At 66.8% G+C, this 22,480-nt stretch carries 25 protein-coding genes and 1 tRNA gene; 16 read left to right on the forward strand and 10 right to left on the reverse strand.

The features are described 5' to 3' along the window. Positions 1-28: 28 nt before the first annotated feature. The 5 genes from ccmA to BM353_RS10390 are packed head-to-tail and all read left to right on the forward strand — an operon-like array spanning position 29 to position 2,753. Positions 29-646 carry a heme ABC exporter ATP-binding protein CcmA gene (gene ccmA / locus BM353_RS10370; RefSeq protein WP_092080393.1) on the forward strand — a complete coding sequence of 206 codons (618 nt, stop codon included), beginning with the start codon at positions 29-31 and terminating at the stop codon, positions 644-646. Further along, positions 643-1,299, forward strand: a complete 657-nt coding sequence (gene ccmB, locus BM353_RS10375) for a heme exporter protein CcmB (protein ID WP_092080396.1) — start codon at positions 643-645, stop codon at positions 1,297-1,299. Before ccmA ends, ccmB begins: the two co-directional genes overlap by 4 nt. Before the next feature lie 17 nt (positions 1,300-1,316). Next, positions 1,317-2,048, forward strand: a complete 732-nt coding sequence (locus tag BM353_RS10380; protein ID WP_177220528.1) for a heme ABC transporter permease — start codon at positions 1,317-1,319, stop codon at positions 2,046-2,048. Further along, positions 2,045-2,209: a heme exporter protein CcmD gene (gene ccmD, locus BM353_RS10385; RefSeq protein ID WP_092080399.1), complete on the forward strand. Its 165-nt coding sequence runs from the start codon at positions 2,045-2,047 to the stop codon at positions 2,207-2,209. Before BM353_RS10380 ends, ccmD begins: the two co-directional genes overlap by 4 nt. Continuing rightward, positions 2,199-2,753, forward strand: a complete 555-nt coding sequence (locus tag BM353_RS10390; protein WP_092080402.1) for a DsbE family thiol:disulfide interchange protein — start codon at positions 2,199-2,201, stop codon at positions 2,751-2,753. Before ccmD ends, BM353_RS10390 begins: the two co-directional genes overlap by 11 nt. Here BM353_RS10390 and BM353_RS10395 read toward each other — a convergent pair whose 3' ends face one another. Together BM353_RS10395 and BM353_RS10400 are read right to left on the reverse strand one after the other, a co-directional pair. Next, complete coding sequence (locus tag BM353_RS10395) at positions 2,754-3,218, reverse strand: disulfide bond formation protein B (RefSeq protein WP_092080404.1); 465 nt, start codon at positions 3,216-3,218, stop codon at positions 2,754-2,756. Continuing rightward, complete coding sequence (locus tag BM353_RS10400; protein WP_092080407.1) at positions 3,215-3,793, reverse strand: YqaA family protein; 579 nt, start codon at positions 3,791-3,793, stop codon at positions 3,215-3,217. The genes BM353_RS10395 and BM353_RS10400 overlap by 4 nt, the downstream gene beginning before the upstream one ends. A gap of 185 nt (positions 3,794-3,978) precedes the next feature. Here BM353_RS10400 and BM353_RS10405 point away from each other — a divergent pair, with 185 nt between their 5' ends. Further along, complete coding sequence (locus BM353_RS10405; protein WP_143104148.1) at positions 3,979-4,563, forward strand: TRAP transporter small permease; 585 nt, start codon at positions 3,979-3,981, stop codon at positions 4,561-4,563. Next, complete coding sequence (locus BM353_RS10410) at positions 4,560-5,912, forward strand: TRAP transporter large permease (RefSeq protein WP_218155477.1); 1,353 nt, start codon at positions 4,560-4,562, stop codon at positions 5,910-5,912. The genes BM353_RS10405 and BM353_RS10410 overlap by 4 nt, the downstream gene beginning before the upstream one ends. 20 nt (positions 5,913-5,932) lie before the next feature. Here the strand turns inward: BM353_RS10410 and BM353_RS10415 are convergent, their stop codons facing one another. From BM353_RS10415 to legP, 4 genes are all read right to left on the reverse strand, one after another. Beyond that, positions 5,933-6,262 carry a protein kinase family protein gene (locus BM353_RS10415; RefSeq protein WP_245759622.1) on the reverse strand — a complete coding sequence of 110 codons (330 nt, stop codon included), beginning with the start codon at positions 6,260-6,262 and terminating at the stop codon, positions 5,933-5,935. A gap of 79 nt (positions 6,263-6,341) precedes the next feature. Further along, complete coding sequence (locus tag BM353_RS10420; protein ID WP_092080410.1) at positions 6,342-6,641, reverse strand: hypothetical protein; 300 nt, start codon at positions 6,639-6,641, stop codon at positions 6,342-6,344. A 21-nt stretch (positions 6,642-6,662) separates the two neighbouring features. Beyond that, positions 6,663-6,884, reverse strand: coding sequence for a hypothetical protein (locus tag BM353_RS10425; RefSeq protein WP_092080413.1), 222 nt, complete (start codon positions 6,882-6,884; stop codon positions 6,663-6,665). A gap of 36 nt (positions 6,885-6,920) precedes the next feature. Continuing rightward, the gene (legP, locus tag BM353_RS10430; protein WP_092080416.1) at positions 6,921-7,958 is read right to left on the reverse strand and encodes a Dot/Icm T4SS effector Zinc-dependent metalloprotease LegP; all 1,038 of its coding nucleotides are present in this window, start codon (positions 7,956-7,958) and stop codon (positions 6,921-6,923) included. 433 nt (positions 7,959-8,391) lie between these two features. Between legP and BM353_RS10435 the strand changes: the two genes are divergently transcribed. Continuing rightward, a tRNA-Leu gene (locus tag BM353_RS10435) sits at positions 8,392-8,477 on the forward strand. A 146-nt stretch (positions 8,478-8,623) separates the two neighbouring features. On the opposite strand, the gene carB is transcribed toward BM353_RS10435, so the two are convergent. Beyond that, the gene (gene carB / locus BM353_RS10440) at positions 8,624-11,974 is read right to left on the reverse strand and encodes a carbamoyl-phosphate synthase large subunit (RefSeq protein WP_092080419.1); all 3,351 of its coding nucleotides are present in this window, start codon (positions 11,972-11,974) and stop codon (positions 8,624-8,626) included. Positions 11,975-12,188: 214 nt separating this feature from the next. Between carB and BM353_RS10445 the strand changes: the two genes are divergently transcribed. Genes BM353_RS10445 through aspS form a run of 3 tightly spaced genes read left to right on the forward strand, consistent with a single transcriptional unit; the run spans position 12,189 to position 15,735 of the window. After that, the gene (locus tag BM353_RS10445; RefSeq protein WP_425439408.1) at positions 12,189-13,298 is read left to right on the forward strand and encodes an aminodeoxychorismate synthase component I; all 1,110 of its coding nucleotides are present in this window, start codon (positions 12,189-12,191) and stop codon (positions 13,296-13,298) included. Then, the gene (locus BM353_RS10450) at positions 13,256-13,897 is read left to right on the forward strand and encodes an aminotransferase class IV family protein (RefSeq protein WP_092080654.1); all 642 of its coding nucleotides are present in this window, start codon (positions 13,256-13,258) and stop codon (positions 13,895-13,897) included. The genes BM353_RS10445 and BM353_RS10450 overlap by 43 nt, the downstream gene beginning before the upstream one ends. Before the next feature lie 59 nt (positions 13,898-13,956). Further along, positions 13,957-15,735 carry an aspartate--tRNA ligase gene (gene aspS, locus BM353_RS10455; RefSeq protein WP_092080425.1) on the forward strand — a complete coding sequence of 593 codons (1,779 nt, stop codon included), beginning with the start codon at positions 13,957-13,959 and terminating at the stop codon, positions 15,733-15,735. Between the two features lie 65 nt (positions 15,736-15,800). On the opposite strand, the gene BM353_RS10460 is transcribed toward aspS, so the two are convergent. Then, positions 15,801-16,403, reverse strand: a complete 603-nt coding sequence (locus tag BM353_RS10460; protein WP_092080427.1) for a flavin reductase family protein — start codon at positions 16,401-16,403, stop codon at positions 15,801-15,803. A gap of 81 nt (positions 16,404-16,484) precedes the next feature. Here BM353_RS10460 and BM353_RS10465 point away from each other — a divergent pair, with 81 nt between their 5' ends. Further along, positions 16,485-16,970, forward strand: coding sequence for a GNAT family N-acetyltransferase (locus BM353_RS10465; protein ID WP_092080430.1), 486 nt, complete (start codon positions 16,485-16,487; stop codon positions 16,968-16,970). A 62-nt stretch (positions 16,971-17,032) separates the two neighbouring features. Continuing rightward, positions 17,033-17,785 (forward strand): EcsC family protein, encoded by a 753-nt coding sequence (locus BM353_RS10470; protein WP_092080433.1) that lies wholly within the window; start codon positions 17,033-17,035, stop codon positions 17,783-17,785. On the opposite strand, the gene BM353_RS10475 is transcribed toward BM353_RS10470, so the two are convergent. Together BM353_RS10475 and uraH are read right to left on the reverse strand one after the other, a co-directional pair. Then, positions 17,782-19,008, reverse strand: coding sequence for a urate hydroxylase PuuD (locus BM353_RS10475; RefSeq protein ID WP_092080436.1), 1,227 nt, complete (start codon positions 19,006-19,008; stop codon positions 17,782-17,784). The genes BM353_RS10470 and BM353_RS10475 overlap by 4 nt on opposite strands. A gap of 135 nt (positions 19,009-19,143) precedes the next feature. Continuing rightward, positions 19,144-19,503: a hydroxyisourate hydrolase gene (gene uraH / locus BM353_RS10480; RefSeq protein ID WP_092080439.1), complete on the reverse strand. Its 360-nt coding sequence runs from the start codon at positions 19,501-19,503 to the stop codon at positions 19,144-19,146. A gap of 147 nt (positions 19,504-19,650) precedes the next feature. On the opposite strand from uraH, the gene puuE reads away from it, so the two are divergent. The 3 genes from puuE to BM353_RS10495 are packed head-to-tail and all read left to right on the forward strand — an operon-like array spanning position 19,651 to position 22,477. Continuing rightward, entirely contained in the window at positions 19,651-21,063 is a 1,413-nt protein-coding gene (gene puuE, locus BM353_RS10485; RefSeq protein ID WP_092080442.1) for an allantoinase PuuE, read from the forward strand. Continuing rightward, positions 21,060-21,989: a bifunctional allantoicase/(S)-ureidoglycine aminohydrolase gene (locus BM353_RS10490; protein WP_092080445.1), complete on the forward strand. Its 930-nt coding sequence runs from the start codon at positions 21,060-21,062 to the stop codon at positions 21,987-21,989. The genes puuE and BM353_RS10490 overlap by 4 nt, the downstream gene beginning before the upstream one ends. Continuing rightward, positions 21,986-22,477 (forward strand): ureidoglycolate lyase, encoded by a 492-nt coding sequence (locus BM353_RS10495; protein ID WP_092080447.1) that lies wholly within the window; start codon positions 21,986-21,988, stop codon positions 22,475-22,477. The genes BM353_RS10490 and BM353_RS10495 overlap by 4 nt, the downstream gene beginning before the upstream one ends. Positions 22,478-22,480: the final 3 nt, after the last annotated feature.

Genomic DNA, 22,480 nt, shown 5'->3' on the forward strand with positions numbered 1-22,480 from the left:
TCCGGCGGAATCGGCTAGGCGGGACGGCATGGACCTCAAGGTTTCGGATCTTTCGGTCGCGCGCGGCGGCCGCACCCTGCTCGAGACGGTCGGGTTTCGCGTCGCGGCGGGCCGGGCGCTTGCCCTGCGCGGGCCCAACGGGATCGGCAAGACCTCGCTGCTGCGCGTTTTGGCCGGGTTGCAGCCGCCGCGGACGGGCCGGGTCGATCCCGGGCCGGACGCGATCGCCTATGCCGCCCATGCCGATGGCATCAAGCCGAGCCTCACCGTCGCCGAGAACCTGCGCTTCTGGGCCCGCGTCTTCGGCGGCCCCGACATCTCCACCGCGCTGGAGGCCTACGCGCTGGCCCCGCTCGCGTCCCGCCCCGCGGCCTATCTCTCGGCGGGGCAGAAACGGCGGCTGGGGCTCGCCCGCCTGCTGGTGACCAACCGGCCCGTCTGGGTGCTCGACGAGCCCACCGTCTCGCTCGACCGCGACGCCGTCGCGCTCTTCGCCGAGTCCGTGCGCCAGCATCTCTCGCAAGGCGGGCTCGCGGTGATCGCGACCCACGTGGACCTCGGCCTCGACGCCGAGACGCTCGATATCACCCCGTTCCGGCCGGCGCGCCCGCGCATCGATCCGGGCTTTGACGAGGCCTTCGCATGATCGCGCTGCTGCTGCGGGATTTGCGCCTCGCGGTGCGCGCGGGCGGGGGCTTCGGCCTTGCCATCGCCTTTTTCCTGATCGTGGTGACGCTGGTGCCGCTCGGCGTCGGCCCGGCCTCGGGCCTCCTGGAAGAGATCGCGCCCGGCATCCTCTGGATCGCCGCACTCCTTGCCTCGCTCCTGTCGCTCGACCGCATCTTCGCGCTTGATTTCGACGATGGCTCGCTCGACCTTCTGGCCACCGCCCCGCTCCCGCTCGAAGGGCTCGTGGCGATCAAGGCGCTCGCCCACTGGATCACCACCGGCCTCGCCCTGTCGCTCGCGGCGCTGCTGCTCGCGCCGCTCCTCGCGCTTCCCGCGTCCGCCTATCTCTGGCTGCTGCTCTCGCTCCTTCTGGGCACGCCGGCGCTCAGCATGATCGGGGCCTTCGGCGCCGCGCTTACGGTTGGCCTGCGCCGGGGCGGGTTGTTGCTGTCGCTGCTGGTCCTGCCCTTCTACGTCCCCGTCCTCATCTTAGGCGCAGAGACCGTCCGCCGGGGCGCCCAAGGCCTCGATCCCACCACGCCGCTTCTCCTGCTCGCCGCCCTCTCCTGCGGCACGATCGCGCTTTTGCCATTTGCTTCCGCCGCGGTCTTGCGTATCAACCTGCGCTGAACCATGTGGGGTGGGTGATGGCGTCGCTCTGGGAATATGCAAATCCGCGCAAGTTCATGGCGCTGTCCGGGGGGCTCCTGCCTTGGGTCTCGGCGGGCGCGGCGCTTTGCCTCGTGGTGGGACTCGTCTGGGGCTTCTTCTTTACCCCCGATGACTACCGTCAGGGTTCTACCGTCAAGATCATCTACCTGCACGTCCCCTCGGCGCTCATGGCGATCAACGCCTGGTTCATGATGCTCGTCGCCTCGCTGATCTGGCTCATCCGGCGGCATCATGTAAGCGCGCTCGCCGCCAAGGCCGCCGCACCCGTGGGCGCCGTCATGACGCTGATCGCACTGGTAACCGGCGCCTTCTGGGGGCAGCCGATGTGGGGGACGTGGTGGGCCTGGGATCCCCGGCTGACCTCCTTCCTCATCCTGTTTCTGTTCTATCTCGGCTACATGGCGCTCTGGTCGGCCATCGAAAACGATGACACCGCCGCGGACCTGACCTCCGTGCTCTGCCTCGTCGGGACTGTCTTCGCCGTGCTGAGCCGCTATGCGGTCAACTTCTGGAACCAGGGCTTGCACCAGGGCGCGTCGCTCAGCCTCGACAAGGAGGAAAACGTGGCCGACATCTTCTATTTCCCGCTGCTTGTGGCCATCGCCGGGTTCGTCTTGCTGTTCGTCGCGCTCGTCCTGCTGCGGACCCGGACCGAGATCCGCCTGCGGCGAATGCGTGCGCTCGTGATGCGGGAGCAGATCTCATGATGCCGGAGCTTGGAAAATACGCTGAGACCGTCCTCGGGGCCTACGCTGCGAGTTTTGCGCTTCTCGCGCTGCTCGTCGGGGCGAGCCTGTGGCAAGCGCGCCGGGCGCGCCGGGCGCTGGATGAGGTCGAGAAACGGGAAAGAGCGCGCCATGCGGATTAGCCCCCTGACCCTGCTGCCGCCCGCAATTTTTGCCGGGCTTGCCGCGATGTTCTACATCGGGATGCAGCGGGAGGACCCCAGTGCATTGCCCTCGATGTTCGTCGGCGCCGAGGCGCCCGCTCTGACCGAGGCGACATTGCCCGGCTACCCCGGATTTCCAGCCGCTGCGCTGCGCGCGGGCGAGGTCACGGTGATCAACTTCTGGGCCAGCTGGTGCCCGCCCTGCCGCGCCGAACACCCCACGCTCCTGCGCCTCGCCGATCAGGGCATCGCGCTCTATGGCGTGAACTTCAAGGACACCAGCGATCAGGCCGTGGCCTACCTGCGTGATGCCAGCAACCCGTTTCGCGGCATCGCCTTCGATCCGGCGGGCCGGACGGCGATTGACTGGGGTGTGACCGCGCCGCCCGAGACCTTCATCGTCGGGCCGGACGGCACCGTGCTCTACCGCTTCATCGGCCCGCTGGTGGGCAGCGATTACGAGCAGCGGTTCCTGCCGGAGCTTGAAAAGGCGCTGGCGAGTGCGCGGGGCGGCGAAAGCTGATCAGCCGCGCCGCGTGGCCGCATAGGCCCAGAGCGCGGCGACGGCGAGGCTCGCGAGCATGTTCCAGCTGGCCATCGACAGGGTGAACAGCTCCCACGGCACCTCATCACAGCGCACAATGGGCGCGGCGGTGATCCGGTCGAACAGCTCGTCGGGCGTCAAGGCGCCCACATCGCTTGCCCCGGTGCAGGTGGTCGGCCCTTCCCACCAGCCACGCTCGACACCGGTGTGATAGAGCCCGATGCCCGCAGTGGCGAGCGCCGCAGCCATCCCCGCCAGCGGGAGCAGTCGCCCGCCGAAGAGGAGCGCAAGCGGGGCAATCAGGATCGCGGCCCCATGCGGCCAGCGTTGCCAGAGGCAGAGCTTGCACGGCGCGAGCCCACCCAGATGCTGAAACGCGAGGGCGCCAAGCAATAGCGCGGCCGAGCCGCCGGCGGCCAGAAGGATCGAAGTCGTGCGTGTCATATCATTTTCACCGCGTAAAAGCCGCCCAGGAGGGCGAGGACGAAGAGTGTGAACATGAGGCCGAGCCGCTTTTCGATGAAGTCCCGGATCGGCGCGCCGAATTTCCACAACAGTCCCGCCACGATGAAGAACCGCAGGCCCCGCGCGAGGATCGATGTGGCGAAGAATGTCAGAAGCGGCATGCCGGTCCAGCCGGACATGATCGTGATGACCTTGTAGGGGAAGGGCGTGATGCCCGCGACGAGCACGGCCCAGAAGCCGAAATCGTTGAACCGGGTGTTGAAGGCCGCCATCGCGTCGCCCTTGCCGAGCGCCTCCAGGATGGGCGCGCCGATCGCCTCGTAAAAGAACGCGCCGATCATGTAGCCCAAGAGCCCGCCGAGCACCGAGGCGACCAGCGCCACCCCGGCGATGAGCCAGGCCTTGGAGGGCCGGGCGAGGATCATCGGGATCATGATGATGTCGGGCGGGATCGGAAAGAAGGAGCTTTCGATGAAGGCCACGGCGGCGAGCGCCCAAAGGCTCCGGGGATGATGCGCGAGGCGCAGCGTCCAATCGTAAAGGGCTCGGATCATGCGGGCGTCCTGTCCGGTGGTCTTGGGGGGAATCGCCCCGTTCCCTTGCTCATAGCGCGCGCGGGCCGGGATGACACGCCCCGAGCGCGCCTTTCGGCCCAGCTTGCGTTTGGGCCCGCACCTTGGGTAAAGACGCCGGGCGCGGGCGGCGGGTCCCGCCCGGCCGGGACGAGGGCAGGCGAGAGATGGGGCTGGCGGTAGCGGCGGAGCGCCGGGTGGGGCGGGCGATGTTCGCTCTCGCGCGGCTGATGGCCTGGGGCGGGGGGCTTTTGCTCTGCGCGCTGGCCCTCATGACGGTTGTCTCCATCACCGGCCGGCGGCTCGATGGGCTCGGCCTCGGGCCGATCCCGGGCGACTATGAGCTTGTCGCCAACGGCGCCGCCATCGCGATCTTTTCCTTCCTCCCCTGGTGCCAGCTCACCCGCGGGCACGTCAGCGTCGATATCCTCACCCGCCGCCTGCCGCCGCGCTGGAACGCCGCCTTCGGCCTTCTGGGGGATGCGCTGATCGCCGTCGCGAGCCTCGCGATGCTGCGCCAGTTCTGGCTCGGGTTCGCCCAGAAATTCCCCTACGGCAGCGACGCGCAACGCGCGTGGCTCGGCATGGGCTACCGGCCGTTTTTTCCCGAGACGACCTATGAGCTCCAGATCCCGGTATGGATCCTGCACCTTGCCGCCTTTGGCGGGCTCGCCCTCTTTTGCCTCGTATCGCTCTACACCGTCTGGCGCGGGATCAACTGGGTGCTCGCGGGCGAGGAGGCGGCGCTGTGACCGGGCTTGCGCTCGCCCTGACGGCGCTCGGGCTGATGCTCGGCGCGGTGTTCCTTCGGGTGCCGATTGCCATCGCGATGGGGCTCACCGGTTTTTTCGGCACATGGGCCGTGCTCGGGAGCGCCAATGCGCCGCTCGCCCAGCTCAAGGCGCTGCCCTACGACACCTTCTCCAACCCGAGTCTGTCGATCATCCCGCTCTTCCTGCTCATGGGCCAGTTCGCGACACGCACCGGCATGAGCGCCGCGCTCTTCCGCGCCGCCGCCGATTGGCTGGGGCATCGCAAGGGCGGCATGGCGATGGCGAGCGTGGGGGCCTGCGCGGGGTTCGGCGCGATCTGCGGCTCCTCGCTCGCGACCGCTTCGACCATGGGGCAGGTGGCCTTGCCGGAGATGCGCGCCCGCGGCTATTCCGATGCGCTCTCCACGGGCGTTCTCGCCGCGGGTGGCACGCTGGGCATCCTCATACCGCCGTCGATCATCCTCGTGATTTACGCGATCATCGCCGAGCAGAACATCGTCAAGATGTTCATGGCCGCGATCATTCCCGGCCTTCTGGCCGCGCTCGGCTACCTGCTGACCGTCGCGGTCTACGTCCGCCTCCGCCCCGATGCGGCGCGGGCCGAGCCGCGCAAACCCTATCGCGCACGTCTGCGGACGCTCATCGCCACATGGCCGGTGATCGTCATTTTCGGCCTGACCATGGGCGGGATCGTGGGCGACTGGAACTGGGCCAAACCGGGCGCGCAGGCGCTCTTTACCCCCAACGAGGCCGCCGCGTTCGGCGCCGTCGCCACCGCGCTCTACGGGCTCGCGGCCCGGCGGCTCACGGTCGCGGGCGTCCTCGCCTCGGTGCTGGAGACGGCCAAGGCCACGGCGATGATCTTCTTCATCCTCCTGGGCGCCGAGGTGCTCAAAGGCTTCCTCGCGCTCACCCGCACGCCCGATTTGCTCGCGCAATGGGTCCTCACCGAGGGGTTCGGGCCCTACACCGTGCTCCTGATCATGCTGCTCGCCTATCTCGCCTTCGGCTGCCTGATGGACAGCCTGTCGATGATCCTGCTCACTGTGCCGATCTTCCTGCCGATCATCGCCGTGCTCGACTTCGGGCTCACCCCCGAACAGACGGCGATCTGGTTCGGGATCATCGCGCTTATCGTGGTGGAGGTCGGGCTGATCACGCCGCCGGTGGGGATGAACCTTTTCATCATCAACGGGGTCGCGGGCGATATCCCGATGGGGCGGACCTATCGCGGCGTGCTGCCCTTCATCTGCGCCGATATCCTGCGGGTGATCCTGCTGGTGAGTTTCCCGGCGATTTCGCTCTGGCTGGTGGGCGCGCTCTTCTGATGGGGCTCTTCTGATGGGGCTCAGCGGACGCGTTTGAGCTCGACCCGGGGCGCCGCGTCGCCGGAAATCGGATGGCTGCCCATGGTGATCATGTCGCCTTCCTGAATGTCGGCGCCGGGGTGAGTGGGCATGTGGGCGCGCAGGGTGAGGCCCGAGGCGTCTCCCTCGACCTCGATCTCGAAGGGCAGGGCGGTCTGGGCAAGATCCCCCTGGGGGACCGGAATCCGCGCTTCGGCCCGGCGGACCGCATCGGCCCCGACACGGCGGGTGTCCTCCACATAAAGGTGAATGTCGCGATAGGGCGCCTCGGCGTCCGGATCGGTGAAGGTCAATGTGCCGGAAAGGATCACGCGCGGGCTCCTTGATGTGTCTCGTGACGCTCCGGGCCCGATCGCCGGGCCCGGAGCATTTGGGTTTGGGTGCTGCGCCCTAGACCTCGGGCGGCATCGGCTCGCCGTCATCTTCGGCGTCGCCTGCGTCCTCGTCAATCCCGGGGCCGCTATCGCCGTCGCCCGCGTCATCGACCGGGGGCGGGGCCATGGCGGCATCGGCCTCCGCGCCGCTCGCCGCGTCACCCGAGACCTCGGGCGGTGCGGCCTGCGCCGCGTCCTCGTCCTCCATGTCGCCCGAGACGGGCGGCGGCGGCAGGGCGTCCTCGGCGATCGCGGCGCTGGCAATCGCCGCCGCCCCCCCGCCGACCTGAACGGTCACTGTGATCGGATCTGTCATGTCATATCCTCCTCGAGGCGCTCAGTGCATCACCACGCGTTCGATCTTGTCGCTCACGATGTAGACATCGACCTTCTTGCCGCCGGCGCGGGCGGCATTGAGCGCGGTGAAGAGATTGGCCACACCATCGGTCGAGCCGGTCTTGATCTTCTTCCAGCCGGGAACGCCGCTCACGATCGCCCAGCAATTCTGGGAGCCGGAGGTTGCAAAGGTGCGCGATACGGTTTTGTTGTTATGCCACATGGGGCGTCTCCTTGAATAAATGTTGGTTTGAAAAAATCAGAGAAGTTGCGCACGGAAGACCGTCTGGCCATCCATGAAGAGCGAGACCTTCTTGTCGAACGCAAACGCGAAGCAGCACAGGTCAAAGATGTTCTCGACCCCGTCCTTGGCATTGGGATCGATCTTCTTCCAGCCTTGCCCGGCGGGCATGACCCAGGCGTTCTTGGAGCCTGCGGAGCTGAAGACGCGCGAGAGGTTCGCCGTCGTCCAGATCTGATAGATCGAATGCACCGCGGCGATATCGCCGGGGCTGAGCCCGTTGCGCTGGCCGATGGTCTTGCCCGCCGGGATGGTCTCGATCGTGCGCTGGCCGTTTTTGGAAAACGCAAACGCGCCGTAGTGCATGATCGAGCCGTAGTCGTAATTGCCGACGTCATCGCCATCGTTGATGTGCTGGTTGAAGTTGTGCTCCTTGCCGGCCTGGATGTTCTGCCACTTGACCTGGACATGGCTGTCGCGATCTTCGCGGCTCTGCTCGTGCCAGAGGCCCCAGGCATGGCCGATCTCGTGGACCGTCGCACCGAAGCCGCAGCCACCGGCAAGGCCGATGTCCTGCTTGCCCCCCTGCATCCCGACATAGCTCCAGCACCCGGTCGCGGGCATGAAGTTGACGTAGTTGGGATATTGCGAGGCATTGGCGGAGGTGCGCTCGACAAAGCGCATCGAGGTATTGTCCTCCCAGTGCTTGATCGCATCGAGCACCCGCTGGCGGTTGGTCGCCGGCAGGTTGGAAGCGATCACGTAGGGCATCAGCGCGTTGGGCCAGCGCTTGTTTGCACCCGTGACCACCACCCCGTGAGAGACGCCCTCGGGATCGTCGCCCGCATCGAGCGCGTCCTTGGCGGCAGCGGTCTGGGCTTCGACCTCGTCGACCTTGCCCAGAACGATGCAGCCTTCGAACACCGCGAGGCCATCCACGGCGGCATAGGTCACCGTCCTGTTCTTGAAGGTCTCGCCGGAAATGATCGCAGTTCGTACGTCGTTGCTTGTGAGGAGGCCGCCGCAGCAGCAGTCCTCTTCATCGCTTTCACACATGATGAAAACTCCATAATTGCAATCGAGAAAAGCCGCTGAAAATAATTTGCGACAAATTGAAAGTACCACGAAAACCCGTTATTTTTCAATGACTCGCGGGGTATGGAAAACCTGACCAGCGGGGTTTTGGGGCCCCGGATCCCCGGTTTTGGCAAGCCTCTGCTCGCGTGATTCCGACAATGAAAACGGTGTGTTGCGCGCTTGGAAACGAAACTTTCTTGCGCGCTGAAAATTTCTCGTGCCACGGCACGAAGCGCCGGAATTCGAGCCGAAACGCCCTGCGAAACCACCCCGCACCAGAGGGCGCGCCGCCCGCGAGAGATCGCGGAATCGCGCCGGAGCGAAACGCGTCCGAATCGGCCCTGCGTCCCGGATCGGGCGCGATAGGGGCTGGACGCTCCGGCTCAGCTTGGATAAATCACGGGGGTCACGGGCCCAAGTGGCGGAATGGTAGACGCAGGGGATTCAAAATCCCCCGCCTTTGCGGGCGTGCCGGTTCGAGTCCGGCCTTGGGTACCACTGGCCTTGCCAGAGATTTGCGATGTGCGGCGCGATGATTGCGCCCCCGGTGTCCCCGGTCACACGATCTGGGCGCGTGGGTTGGCCGCGCGGGCTGGGCGCATGGGGCGGACCGGCCAGTTTGGCCGAGCAGCCCCACGTCTGGATCAGCGCTGAAGGCGGAACACCTCGATGCCACCTTCGCGATGCGCCTGCATGGCGAGCGCGGCCGCGTGGGCGGCGGCGGCGGTGGTGTAGTAGGGGATCTTGTCATAGAGCGCGAGCGAGCGGATGCCGCGGCTGTCGTCCACCGCCTGCGCGCCTTCGGTGGTGTTCATCACCAGGTGGATGCGTTCGTCCTTCATCATGTCGGTGATGTCGGGGCGGCCCTCATAGACCTTGTTGACCACCTCGCAGGTGATCCCGTGGTCTTCAAGGAAGGCCGCGGTCCCGCGGGTGGCGACGATCTCGAAGCCCAGATCGCACAGGATTCGTGCGGTCTCCACAAGCTCGGGCGTCTTGTCGTCGTTCTTGATCGAGAAGAAGACGCGGCCCTCGGTGGGCAGGATCGTCCCGGCGCCGAGCTGGGATTTCATGAAGGCGCGGGCAAAGGTCCGGTCGGCGCCCATGACCTCGCCGGTGGAGCGCATCTCCGGCCCGAGGATCGTATCGACCCCGGGGAAGCGCGCGAAGGGCAGGACGGCCTCCTTGACGGCGAAGGTGTCGATCATCGGATCGACCAGATCGAAAGCCCCCAGCTTTTCGCCCGCCATGACCCGCGCGGCGATGGTCGCGATGGGCGAATTGACCGCCTTGGCGACGAAGGGCACGGTCCGCGAGGCGCGGGGGTTGACCTCGATGAGGTAGATATCGTCGCCCTTGACGGCGAATTGCACATTCATCAGGCCGACCACGTTGAGCGCCAGCGCGAGCGCCTCTGTCTGGCGCTTGATCTCGTCGATCACCTCCGCCCCGAGCGAGTAGGGGGGCAGCGAGCAGGCGCTGTCGCCGGAGTGGACGCCCGCCTCTTCGATATGCTGCATGATGCCGGCCACATGGACCGTCTCGCCATCGCAGAGCGCGTCGACGTCGAGCTCGGTCGCGCCCGAGAGGTAGCTGTCGAGCAGCACGGGGCTCTTGCCGGAAACAACCACGGCCTCGTTGATATAGCGCTCCAGCTGGGCCTGATCGCGGACGATCTCCATGGCGCGCCCGCCGAGCACGTAGGACGGGCGGATCACCAGCGGGAAGCCGATGTCATCGGCGATGGCGATCGCTTGGGCGCCGGTGGAGGCGATGCCGTTGTGCGGCTGTTTCAGGCCGAGCTTGGTGACCAGCGCCTGAAAGCGCTCGCGATCCTCGGCGAGGTCGATGGCGTCGGGCGTGGTCCCGAGGATCGGGATGCCCTCGGCCTCCAGATCATTGGCGAGCTTGAGCGGGGTCTGGCCGCCGAACTGGACGATGACACCGTGCAGCGTCCCGTTCTGAAGCTCGACGCGCAGGATCTCCATCACGTGCTCGAAGGTGAGCGGCTCGAAATAGAGCCGGTCGGAGGTGTCGTAATCGGTGCTGACCGTCTCGGGGTTGCAGTTGATCATGATCGTCTCGAAGCCCGCCTCGGTCAGGGCGAAACAGGCGTGGCAGCAGCAGTAATCGAACTCGATCCCTTGCCCGATCCGGTTCGGCCCGCCCCCGAGGATGACGATCTTCTTGCGGTCCGACGGGCGCGCCTCGCATTCCACTTCGCCCATCATCGGGGCCTCGTAGGTGGAATACATGTAGGGCGTCTGGGCCTCGAACTCGGCGGCGCAGGTGTCGATGCGTTTGAACACCGCCGTCACGCCGGCATTGGTGCGCGCCTGGCGCACCTCGCGTTCGTCCTTGCCGGTGAGCATGGCGAGCCGCGCGTCGGAAAAACCGAGCATCTTGAGCCGGCGCAGTGCCTCGGTCTCGGAGGGCAGACCGCCCTGGATCACGCGGGTTTCTTCGGCGATGATCTCGCGGATCCGGGCGAGGAACCACGGATCAAAGCGGGTGATCTCGTGAATTTCCTCGTCGGAAAAGCCGAAGCGCATCGCATGGGCGATGGTGCGCAGCCGGTCGGGCGTCTGCTGCGCGAGCGCGCGGGTGAGGGCCTTGTCGATCGCCTGCTGCGCGTCTGCATCCGCGCCCTTGAGGATGAAGGCGAGCTGCTGTTCGCCCTCGGCCTGCACGATCTTGCCCTCCGCGGGCATCCCCGCGACCTTGACCTCGTCAAACCCGGTGAGCCCGGTTTCCATCGAGGCGAGCGCTTTTTGAAGGCTCTCGTGGATGGTGCGGCCGATGGCCATGGCCTCGCCCACGGATTTCATCGCGGTGGTGAGGTAGGGCTCGGCGCCGGGGAATTTCTCGAAGGCAAAGCGCGGGATCTTGGTCACGACATAGTCGATCGTCGGCTCGAAGCTCGCCGGCGTCACCTTGGTGATGTCGTTGTCGAGCTCATCGAGCGTGTAGCCCACGGCGAGCTTGGCGGCGATCTTGGCGATGGGAAAGCCGGTGGCCTTGGAGGCCAGCGCCGAGGAGCGCGACACGCGCGGGTTCATCTCGATGACGACCATCCGCCCGTCTTCGGGGTTCACCGCCCATTGCACGTTGGAGCCGCCGGTCTCGACCCCGATTTCGCGCAACACGGCAATCGAGCCGTTGCGCATGATCTGGTATTCCTTGTCGGTGAGGGTGAGCGCGGGCGCGACGGTGATGGAATCGCCGGTATGCACGCCCATGGGATCGACGTTTTCGATGGCGCAGACGATGATCGCGTTGTCCGCGCGGTCGCGGACCACCTCCATCTCGAATTCCTTCCAGCCCAGCAGGCTCTCATCCACGAGGATCTGGCCCACGGGGCTTGCGTCCATGCCGGACCGGCAGAAGCGCTCATAGTCCTCGCGGTTGTAGGCCACGCCGCCCCCGGTGCCGCCAAGCGTGAAGGCGGGGCGGATGATCGCGGGCAGGCCGATGTCCTCCAGCGCCTCCATCGCCAGCGCGACGCCGGCCTTGAGGTCGGACTTGCCGCTGGGCAGTTTCGGCGCGGTCACGATGGTCGCGCGCGGGTTTTCCAGCCCGATCCGGTCCATCGCCTCGCGGAACAGCGCGCGGTCCTCGGCCATCTCGATCGCCTCGCGCCGCGCCCCGATCATCTCGACGCCGAATTTCTCCAGCACGCCCATCTCTTCGAGCTCCAGCGCGGTGTTGAGCCCGGTCTGCCCGCCCATCGTCGGCAGCAGCGCGTCGGGGCGTTCCGTCTCGATGATCTTGGCCACCACCTCGGCGGTGATCGGCTCGATGTAGGTCGCATCCGCGAGGCCCGGATCGGTCATGATCGTGGCCGGGTTGGAGTTGACGAGGATGACGCGGTAGCCCTCTTCGCGCAGCGCCTTGCACGCCTGCGCCCCGGAATAGTCGAACTCGCAGGCCTGGCCGATCACGATGGGCCCTGCGCCGATGATCATGATGGAGGATAGGTCGGTCCGTTTGGGCATTTTCGTCTCCGGTCGTGTGGCGCGATCCGGCGGATGCGGATCACGCGGGGCATGGTGCGGGGGCAAATTGATGGCGTTATAGACAGGCGCGATGTGCGCGCAAGAGCAAACCCGCGGCTTTGCCCGGCGCGCGCGGGAAATTCGGCGACGGGGCTGGAAACCCGCGCGCGGATCGGGGATAGGATCGGGATCAAAGACAGCCGGGAGCCGCCCCTTGCGCCTTCGCTTCGATTTCTCAGCGCCCAAGAATTTCACCGCCCCGAGCGAGGTGATCGTCGCGTCCTCGGCGCTGGATGTGCCGCGCGCGCTGGCCGCGCTTGACCGGGCGCGCCGGGCGGGGCGCTGGGTCGCCGGGCTCTGCGCCTATGAGCTGGGCTATGCGCTGGAGCCGCGGCTCGCGCCGCTGATGCCGGGGGGGCAGGATCTGCCGCTGCTGATCTTCGGGGTGTTCGATGGCCCCTCGGCGCCGGAGCCGCTGGAGCCCGGGGGCGCGCTTGGCCCGCTGCATGCCCAGTGGAGCAAGGAGCGCTACGCCCGGGCCTTCGAGACGCTGCACGAGCACATCGCCGCGGGCGACATCTATCAGGCCAACCTGACCTTCCCGCTCAAGACCGAACTGGAGGGGAGTGCCTTCGGGCTTTATTCCGCATTGCTGGCAAAGCACCCGGTGAAGCATTCCGCCCTTGCCGAGATGCCCGGACTGCCCGCGCTCGTGTCGCTCTCGCCCGAGCTCTTCTTCCGCACCGATGGCGCGGGGCGCATCGAGACCCGGCCCATGAAAGGCACCCAGCCGCGCGCGACCAACCCCGCCGAAGATGCCGCCCGCGCGGCGTTCCTGCAGGCGGATCCGAAGAACCGGGCCGAGAACCTCATGATCGTCGATCTGCTGCGCAACGACATCAGCCGCATCTGCGAGGTCGGCTCGGTGCGCGTCCCCGAGCTCTTTGCGGTCGAGCAATACAAGACCGTGCACCAGATGGTCTCGACCGTGGAGGGGCGGATGCTGCCGGGCACGGAGCTGTCGGATATTCTGCGCGCGCTTTTTCCCTGCGGGTCGATCACCGGGGCGCCCAAGGTCCGGGCGATGGAGATCATCGCCGATCTCGAAGAGGGCCCGCGCGGGGCCTATTGCGGGGCGATCGGCTGGATGGCGCCGGACGGAGCGTCGGAATTCAACGTGGCGATCCGGACCCTGACGGTACGGGGGCAGGACGTGACGCTCAATGTGGGCGGCGGCGTGGTCTATGACAGCGACGCCGCATCGGAATATGAGGAGGCCCTGTGGAAAAGCCGCTTTGCCCGGATGAGCCCGGCTTCCGCATAATCGAAACCTTCGCGCGGCGGGACGGGGCGTTTCCGCGCCTTGATCGGCACTTGGCGCGCATGGGCCGGACGGCGCGGGCGCTCGGGATCGCGTTTGATGCGGCGGCGGTTCGGGCGCTCCTGCCGGACGAGGGGGAGCTGCGCTGCCGCCTGACGCTCGATCGGGCGGGCCGGGCCGAGATCACCACCGCGCCGCTCGGCGCGCCCGCAGGCGATTGGCGCGTGATGATCGCCGAGCCGCGCCTGCGCGCCGGTGATCCGTGGTTGCGCATGAAAACCACCCGCCGCGCACTGTATGACGAGACCCGCGCCGCGCTGCCGGGCGGGATCGACGAGGCACTCTTTCTCAACGAGCGCGGCGAGCTCTGCGAGGGGACGATCACCAACCTCTTCCTCCAGCGCGACGGAGAGCTGCTGACCCCGCCGGTCGCGTCGGGGCTCTTGCCCGGCGTCCTGCGCGAGAGCCTGCTGGAAAGCGGCGAATGTAGCGAGACGGTCCTCACGGCGGGGGACCTCGCCAGCGCGGAGGCGCTCTATGTCGGCAATTCCCTGCGCGGGCTCATCCGCGCTACGCTGGTGCGAGACGCCCCAATGCCTTGACTTCCGACGCCCGAGCATGTGTATCGGCGCGACTGAGCGACCCCCTTAAGGAGCAACCCATGCACCCCTTCCGCAGCCAAACCTGCGCCGACCTGACCAAAGCGAATGTGGGCGACACCGTGCGCCTTTCCGGCTGGGTCCATCGGATCCGAGATCACGGCGGGGTGCTCTTCATCGATTTGCGCGATCATTATGGCATCACGCAGGTGCTTTGCGACGGGGACAGCCCGGTCTTTGCCGAGGTCGAGAAGGTCCGCTCCGAATGGTGCATCCGCATCGACGGGACGGTGAAAGCGCGCGACGAGAGCCTGATCAACCCCAAGCTGCCCACCGGCGAGGTTGAGGTCTATATCCGCGACATGGAAGTGCTCGGCGCGGCCGACGAGCTGCCGCTCATCGTCTTTGGCGATCAGGAATACCCCGAGGAGACGCGCCTGCGCTATCGCTACCTCGACCTGCGCCGCGAGGCGATGCAGCGCAACATGACGCTGCGCTCGGACGTGGTGGCCTCGATCCGCAAACGCATGTGGGACAAGGGGTTCCGCGAGTTCCAGACGCCGATCATCACCGCCTCCAGCCCCGAAGGCGCGCGCGACTTCCTCGTCCCCTCGCGCCTGCATCCGGGCAAGTTCTACGCCCTGCCGCAGGCGCCGCAGCAGTTCAAACAGCTGATCATGGTCTCGGGCTTCGACAAGTATTTCCAGATCGCGCCCTGTTTCCGCGATGAAGACCCGCGCGCCGACCGCTCGCCCACCGATTTCTACCAGCTCGACATGGAGATGTCCTTCGTCGAGCAGGAGGACGTGTTTGGCACGATCCAGCCGGTTGTGCAGGGGATTTTCGAAGAGTTCGGCAACGGGGCCAAGGTCGACAGCGACTGGCCGCGCATCAGCTATGCGGATGCGGCCATGTGGTACGGCACCGACAAGCCCGACCTGCGCAACCCGATCAAGATGCAGAACGTCTCGGAGCATTTCCGCGGCTCGGGCTTTGCGATCTTCGCCAAGCTGCTGGAGCAGGACGGGACCGAGATCCGCGCCATCCCCGCGCCCAAGGGCGGCAGCCGGAAGTTCTGCGACCGGATGAACGCCTTTGCCCAGAAAGAGGGCCTGCCGGGGATGGGCTATATCTTCTGGCGCGCGGGGGCCGAGGGCATGGAAGCGGCGGGGCCGCTGGCCAAGAACATCGGGCCGGAGCGCACTGAGGCGATCCGCCAGCAGCTGGGCCTTGATGTGGGCGACGCGGCGTTCTTCCTTGGCGGCAAACCATCGGTCTTCGAGGGTGTCGCCGGGCGCGCGCGGGTGGTCATCGGCGAGGAGCTGGGGCTGACGGAGAAGGACCGCTTCGCCTTTGCCTGGATCGTCGATTTCCCGATGTACGAGAAAGACGACGAAAGCGGCGAGATCGACTTTTCGCACAACCCGTTCTCGATGCCGCAAGGCGGGATGGAGGCGCTGGAGGGCGATCCGCTCGATGTGCTGGGCTATCAGTATGACCTTGCCTGCAACGGCTATGAGCTGATTTCCGGGGCGATCCGGAACCACAAGCTGGAGATCATGTACAAGGCTTTCGAACTGGCGGGTTATCCGGCGGACGAGGTCGAGAAGCGGTTTGGCGGCATGGTCAATGCGTTCAAATTCGGCGCGCCGCCGCACGGGGGCTGCGCGGCCGGCATCGACCGGATCGTCATGCTTCTGGCCGATGAAGCCAATATCCGCGAGGTCATCATGTTCCCGATGAACCAGCGGGCCGAGGACCTGATGATGCAGGCGCCGTCGGAGCCGATGTCGGATCAGTTGATGGAGCTTGGGCTGCGGGTGATCCCTCAGGACGACTGAGGGGCGCTGCCCCTCAGACACCCCGGAGTATTTTTCAAGAGAAGAAGAGGGGCGCGCGGCGCCTCTCAGCCCGGGCGGGTGAGCGAAAACTTTTCGCGGATGACCGAGTAGTCCTGATAGCCCATGCGGGTCAGCGGGTTGTAGCTCAGCACGTCGAAGATGCCGTCCTTGAGACAGTCATCCCGCATGTGGACGCCGATCACCTCGCCGAAGACGGCGACGTTCGATTGGCCTTCGAGCGGGACAATTTGGGTCACGCGGCATTCCAGCGCGGCGGGGGCGCGGGCCACGCAGGCGCAGGAGATTGTCTCGCACTCCTGTTTTTCGATCCGGGCGAGGGCGAATTCATCGACCGATTTTTCCCAGGCGCCGGAGGTCATGTTCATCTGGTCCTTCATCGCGACTTCCACCACGTTGACGCAGAAGACGCCGGTCTCGCGGATGTTGGCGACGCTGTCCTTGGTGTTGTCGCGGTCCGGTTTGGCGGAGGTGGAGGCGAACATCACTTGCGGCGGGGTGTAGGCGACGGCGTTGAAGAAGGAGTAGGGCGCGAGATTGTCGGCGCCGTCTGCGCCTCGGGTGGAGATCCAGCCGATCGGGCGCGGGGTCACGATGGCGTTGAAGGGATTGTGGGGCAGGCCGTGGCCATCTTCGGGGCGATAGAACATGTTGGGGTCTCCGGGGCTGTTTGCGCGCTACCTAGCGCCGTGCTAGGGGCAAATCCACCCGCTTAAGGAGCCCGAGCGAAGTTGTATACCGTGACGAACGAGACGCCGGAGGATTGGTGGGAGATCGAGGCGCTTTATGATTTGTGTTTCGCGCCGGGGCGGGAGGCGCTGTCGTCCTATCGGTTGCGCGATGATGTTGCGCCGGTGCGGGAGCTGTCGCTTCTGGCGCGGGACGGGGCGGGGATCCTTGCTGGGGCGGTCCGGTTCTGGCCCGTGCGGGTCGGGGACCGAGCGGCGCTTTTGCTGGGGCCGATCGCGGTGCACCCGACGCGGCAGGGCGAGGGGCTTGGCGCGCTCTTGCTGCGCGAGAGCCTCGGCAAGGCGGCGGATCTCGGGTGGGAGAGGGTGATGCTCGTGGGCGATGCGCCGTATTATTCCAGGTTTGGATTTTCGCGGCTCGACGAGGTGGTGATGCCGCCGCCGACGAACCCGGATCGCGTGCTCGGGATCGCGCTGGTGCCCGGGGGCTGGGACGGGGTGTCGGGGGCGGTGACGCGCTGGTCGTGACTTGAAACCGCGGCCCGCTGCACAAACCTTATGTGGGGAACGGGGCACGGGCGGAGGATGGCATGGCAGAACAGTCTCTTGAGGGGCAGATCGCGGATCTCGCGCAGCGGTACCGGCGGGCCAATTCGCCCGGCATGCAGCTTCTGACGCTTCTGGGCGGGCAGGCCGAGGGGCTGCTGGACCGGTTGCCGCGCCCCCTCCGGGCGCAGCTTGACGGCGCGACAGAGCGGGCGCTGCTGCTGGCGCTCAACGCGGCGGAGCAGTCGCGCGGGGTGGTGGGGGATCAGCCGGACTGGCTCAACAAGGCGGTGACCTCGGCGATGGGAGCGGCGGGCGGCGTTGGCGGCATTCCCACGGCGCTGGCCGAACTGCCGGTCACGACCGCGATCTTGCTGCGCAGCATTCAGGGCATTGCCGCCGAGCAGGGGTTTGATCCTACGGCCGAGAACGTGCGCTTCGATTGCCTTGAGGTGTTCGGCGCGGCCGGGCCCCTCTCGCGGGATGATGGCGCGGATATGGGGTTCCTTACCGCGCGGATGGCCCTGTCGGGGGCGACGATGCAGCGCGTGGTGGCGATGGTTGCGCCCCGGCTTGGGGCTGTGCTCGGGCAAAAGCTCGCGGCGCAATCGGTCCCCGTGATCGGGGCGGTGGCCGGGGCGGCAACGAATTACACCTTCACGAGCTATTATCAGGAGATCGCGCGGGTGCATTTCGGGCTGCGGCGCATGGCGATCGAACATGACCGGCCGCATGACGAGCTTGTGCTCGCGCTGCAGGACAGGGTGCGCGGCGGCGTCGAGCGCAGAGCGGGTTAGTCTGCGCGGATCGCGGCCTCGTACCAGGCGACGATGCGCGCGCGCTCGCCTGTTTCCATATTGCTGAGGTTGGCGGGCGGCATGGCGTGGCTCAGGCCAGCTTGCAGGTAGATCGCGCGGGCGTGGCCGGCGATGGCCGCCTCGCTGTCGAGCCGGACACCCTTGGGCGCCCAGAGCAGGTTGCCGAACACCGGCTCGCGCGCGTGGCACATCGAGCAGCGGCCCATGACGATGTCCTGCACCTCCGCGAAGCCGTCGGCCTCGGCAAAGCGCAGGGCCGCGCCCGAGACCTCCTCGCGCGTCCCATCGCGGAGCATGGGCGCGGTCGAGAGCCACATGATCGCGAGAAAGAGCATCAGCGTGACGGCCCAGGTCCAATGGGGCGCGCCCTTGCGCGCGTGTTTGGTGTTGAAGAAATGCCGGATGGTGACGCCCATCAGGAAGACAAGGCTGGCGATGGCCCAGTTGTACTCGGTTGCGAAACTCAGCGGGTAGTGGTTCGAAAGCATCAGGAAAATGACCGGCAGGGTCAGATAGTTGTTATGCGTCGAGCGTTGCTTGGCGATCTTGCCGTATTTGGCATCCGGCGCGCGCCCGGCCTTGAGATCGGCCACCACGATGCGCTGGTTGGGCATGATGATGAAGAAGACGTTGGCGGACATGATCGTCGCGGTGAAGGCGCCGAGGTGCAAGAGCGCCGCGCGGCCCGAAAAGACCGAAGAATAGAACACCGACATCAGCACCAGCACGCCGAAGAGCGCGACCATGAGGGCGGTCTGGTTGGCGTTGACGAAGAGCTTGCAGAGCGTGTTGTAGGCGATCCACCCGAAGGCGAGGGAGGCCAGCGAGAGGGCGATGGCTTGCCATGTGCGGAGGTCCATCACGGCCGGGTCGATGAGGTAGAATTCGGCCCCGAGGTAGTAGACGAGGACCAGCATCGCAAAGCCCGAGAGCCACGTGGCGTAGCTTTCCCATTTGAACCAAATGAGGTCATCGGGCATCCGGTCGGGCGCGACGAGGTATTTCTGGACGTGGTAGAACCCGCCGCCGTGGACCTGCCATTCCTCGCCATCGGCGCCGGAGGAGAGGTTGCGATCCCGGTGGAGCCCGAGGTCGAGCGCGATGAAGTAGAACGAGGACCCGATCCAGGCGATGGCGGTGATCACGTGCAGCCAGCGCACGGCAAACTCGATCCAGGCCCCCATGGCCGCAAGATCATACATCCGGATGCTCCTTTGTTGTTCAGGCTCGGCCTATCCGATTTCCGGGCTAAGCCGAAGGGCGGGGGCTTGTACAGGCAAACTTGTGCGCGGCGGGCGCGGGCCCCGGGGGCGCGCTCATTCGCTGGGCGCTTCCCCCTAGCTGCCGCGATAGGTGCTCATGCCGAAGGGCGAAAGCAGGAGCGGCACGTGGTAATGGGCGCTTGCGTCCGAGATGCCGAAGCGGATCGGAACCTCGTCCAGAAAGCGCGGGCTCTCGGGGGGCGCGCCGGTGGCGTCGAGATAGGCGCCCGCCTCGAAGACCAGCTCATAGACGCCGGTGGCAAAACGCTCGCGCGGCAGGATCGGGCCATCGGTGCGGCCGTCGGCATTGGTCGCCATCCGGGCCAGCTCCTCGCGCGCCGCACCCTCGATCCGATAGAGCGTCACCGCAAGCCCCGCCGCCGGCAGACCCCGGGCGGTGTCGAGCACGTGGGTGGTGAGATATCCGTCTGCCATATTTCTACTCCGTTTGACTGATGCGGCCGCGCCGGGGCGGCTTCGGACTCGCTGGCGATTGCCCTCGGGCCCCGCAGCAGTATATTTCGAACGTCCCGGCAGGCGCCAGCGATTGTGCGGCCCCTGTCATCCCGCCATGGAGGTTACATGACGCGCTACCCACGCAATATGCGGGGCTACGGCCCCAATCCGCCCGATCCACGCTGGCCGAACGGGGCGAAGATCGCCGTCCAGTTCGTGCTGAACTACGAGGAGGGGGGCGAGAATTGCGTGCTGCATGGGGATGCGGCCTCGGAGGCGTTCCTGTCCGACATTCCCGGCGCGGCGCAATGGCCGGGCCAGCGCCATTGGAACATGGAATCGATCTACGAGTACGGCGCGCGGGCCGGGTTCTGGCGGTTGCACCGGCTCTTCACCGGCGCGGGGATCCCCCTGACGATCTACGGCGTCGCGTCCGCTCTGGCGCGCAGCCCCGAGCAAGTCGAGGCGATGAAGGAGGCCGGTTGGGAGATCGCGTCGCACGGGCTGAAATGGGTCGAGCACAAGGACATGCCCGAGGCCGAGGAGCGCGCGGCGATCGCCGAGGCGATCCGGCTGCATGCCGAGGTGGTGGGCGAGCGGCCCCGCGGATGGTACACCGGGCGGTGCTCCGAAAACACCGTTCGGCTCGTGGCCGAGGAGGGAGAGTTTGATTATATTTCAGATACTTATGACGATGACTTACCGTATTGGATGAAGTTTGGCGCGCGCGATCAGATCATCATCCCCTACACGCTCGAGGCCAATGACATGCGCTTTTCCGTCTCGCCCGGCTGGATCACCGGCGAGCAGTTCTTCACCTATCTGCGCGACAGTTTCGACACGCTCTACGCCGAGGGCGAGGCCGGGCGGCCGGCGATGATGAGCGTCGGGCTACACTGCCGGCTCATCGGCCGGCCCGGCAAGATCGCGGGGCTCAAGCGCTTTCTCGACTACATCGGCCAGTTCGAGGGCGTCTGGTGCCCGCGCCGGATCGAGATCGCGGAGCATTGGGCGGCCGAGCATCCGCCGCGCGCCACCCTGCGCCCCAGCGAGATGGACCGGGAGGCCTTCGTTGCGGCCTTCGGCGGGGTCTATGAGCATTCACCCTGGATCGCGGAGCGCGCGCACGGGCTGGAGCTCGGCCCGGCGCATGATTGCGCCGCCGGGGTGCACAACGCGCTTGCCCGGATCTTCCGCAGCGCCGCGCCCGACGAGCGGCTTGGCGTGCTCAAGGCCCACCCGGATCTCGCGGGCAAGCTCGCGGCGGCCAGGCGGCTCACCGATGACAGCACCTCCGAACAGGCGAGCGCCGGGCTCGACGCGCTGACCGACAGCGAACGCGCGCGGTTTACCGACCTCAACGCCGCCTATACCGCCAAACACGGCTTTCCCTTCATCATCGCCGTGCGCGATCATGACAAGGCGGGGATCCTCGCGGCGTTCGAGCGGCGCCTCGGCAATCCGACCGAGGTCGAATTCGCGGAGGCCTGCCGGCAGGTGGAGCGCATCGCGCGGCTGCGGCTGGAGGATCTGACATGAAGACCGCGCCCCCGCCCGGATCCCAACCGGTTCAGCCCGTCGCGCCCAATCCGGTGGAGACCGATCCCACCCCCGAGGAGCATTTGCCCAAGGTGCCCGTGCCGCCCAAGCCGCGCTATGCGCTGCCGCCGGGGGGGCATGTGCCGCAGGATGGCGACCCGGAGGGCACGGCCGTCTTCACCGAGGCCTATGCCGTTCTGCCCGCGCATACGCACCGCGATATCGTGACCTCCTTCCTGCCCGAGTGGGAAAACACCCGCGCCTGGATCCTGGCCCGGCCGCTTTCGGGCTTTGCCGAGACCTTCGCGCAATATCTCATGGAGGTCGCCCCCGCCGGCGGCAGTTTCCGCCCCGAGCCGGATGTGGAGGCGCAGGCGGTGCTCTTCATCACCCGCGGCACCGCGCGGCTCTCGCTTGGCCGGGCCCAGATCGACCTCGTCCCCGGCCATTTCGTCTACATCCCGCTAAGCGCGGTCTGGACGCTGTGGAACACCGGCGACGATTACCTCAATTTCATCTGGATCCGGAAACGCTACGTGCCGATCAAGGGGGTGCGCCCGCCCGAGGCGCTGGTCGTCCACGAGACCGAGGTGCCGCTCACGCCGATGCCCGATTGCGACGGGAAATGGGCGACGCAGCGGTTTCTCGATCCGCTCGACCTGGCCTATGATTTCCACGCCAACATCGTCACCTTCCAGCCCGGCGGGCGCATCCCCTTCGCCGAGACCCATGTGATGGAACACGGGCTTTACGTGCTGCAAGGCACGGCGCGGTATCTGCTCAACAAGGATTGGGTCGAGGTCGGTCCGGGCGATTTCATGTGGCTGCGCGCCTTCTGCCCGCAAGCTTGCGTCGCGACCGGCGACGAGCCCTTTCGCTACCTGCTCTACAAGGATGTGAACCGGCATCCGGCGCTGTCGCTATGAGCCGGGTGGTCCAGACAGAGGCGCTCACGCCCGAGGTCTTCTCGCCCTTTGGCGATGTGCTGGAGGCCGCCGGGGCGCCGGACAAGATCATCAATCAGGGGATGTGCGGCCGGTTCCACGATCTCGCCCGGATGGATTTCGGCCCCGCAGGGCGCGCGGGGCTCAGCCTGTTCCAGGCCGAGCCGCGGCGCTTGCCCTATCGGCTCGATCTGCTGGAGCGCCACCCGGAGGGCAGCCAGGCGTTCATACCGATGAGCTTCGAGAGCTTTCTTGTGATCGTTGCGCCGGATGAGGCGGGGCGCCCCGGGCGCCCCCGCGCCTTTCTCACCGCGCCGGGGCAGGGGGTGAACCTGTTGCGCGGCACGTGGCACGGGGTGCTCACGCCGCTCAGCGCGCCGGGGCTTTTCGCGGTGATCGACCGGATCGGCGAGACGCCAAATCTCGAAGAGGTGCCGCTCTCTGAGCCGTGGGAAATTCGCGCGGGCTAGACC

The sequence above is a fragment of the Poseidonocella sedimentorum genome (assembly GCF_900116005.1).
Taxonomy (GTDB): domain Bacteria; phylum Pseudomonadota; class Alphaproteobacteria; order Rhodobacterales; family Rhodobacteraceae; genus Poseidonocella; species Poseidonocella sedimentorum.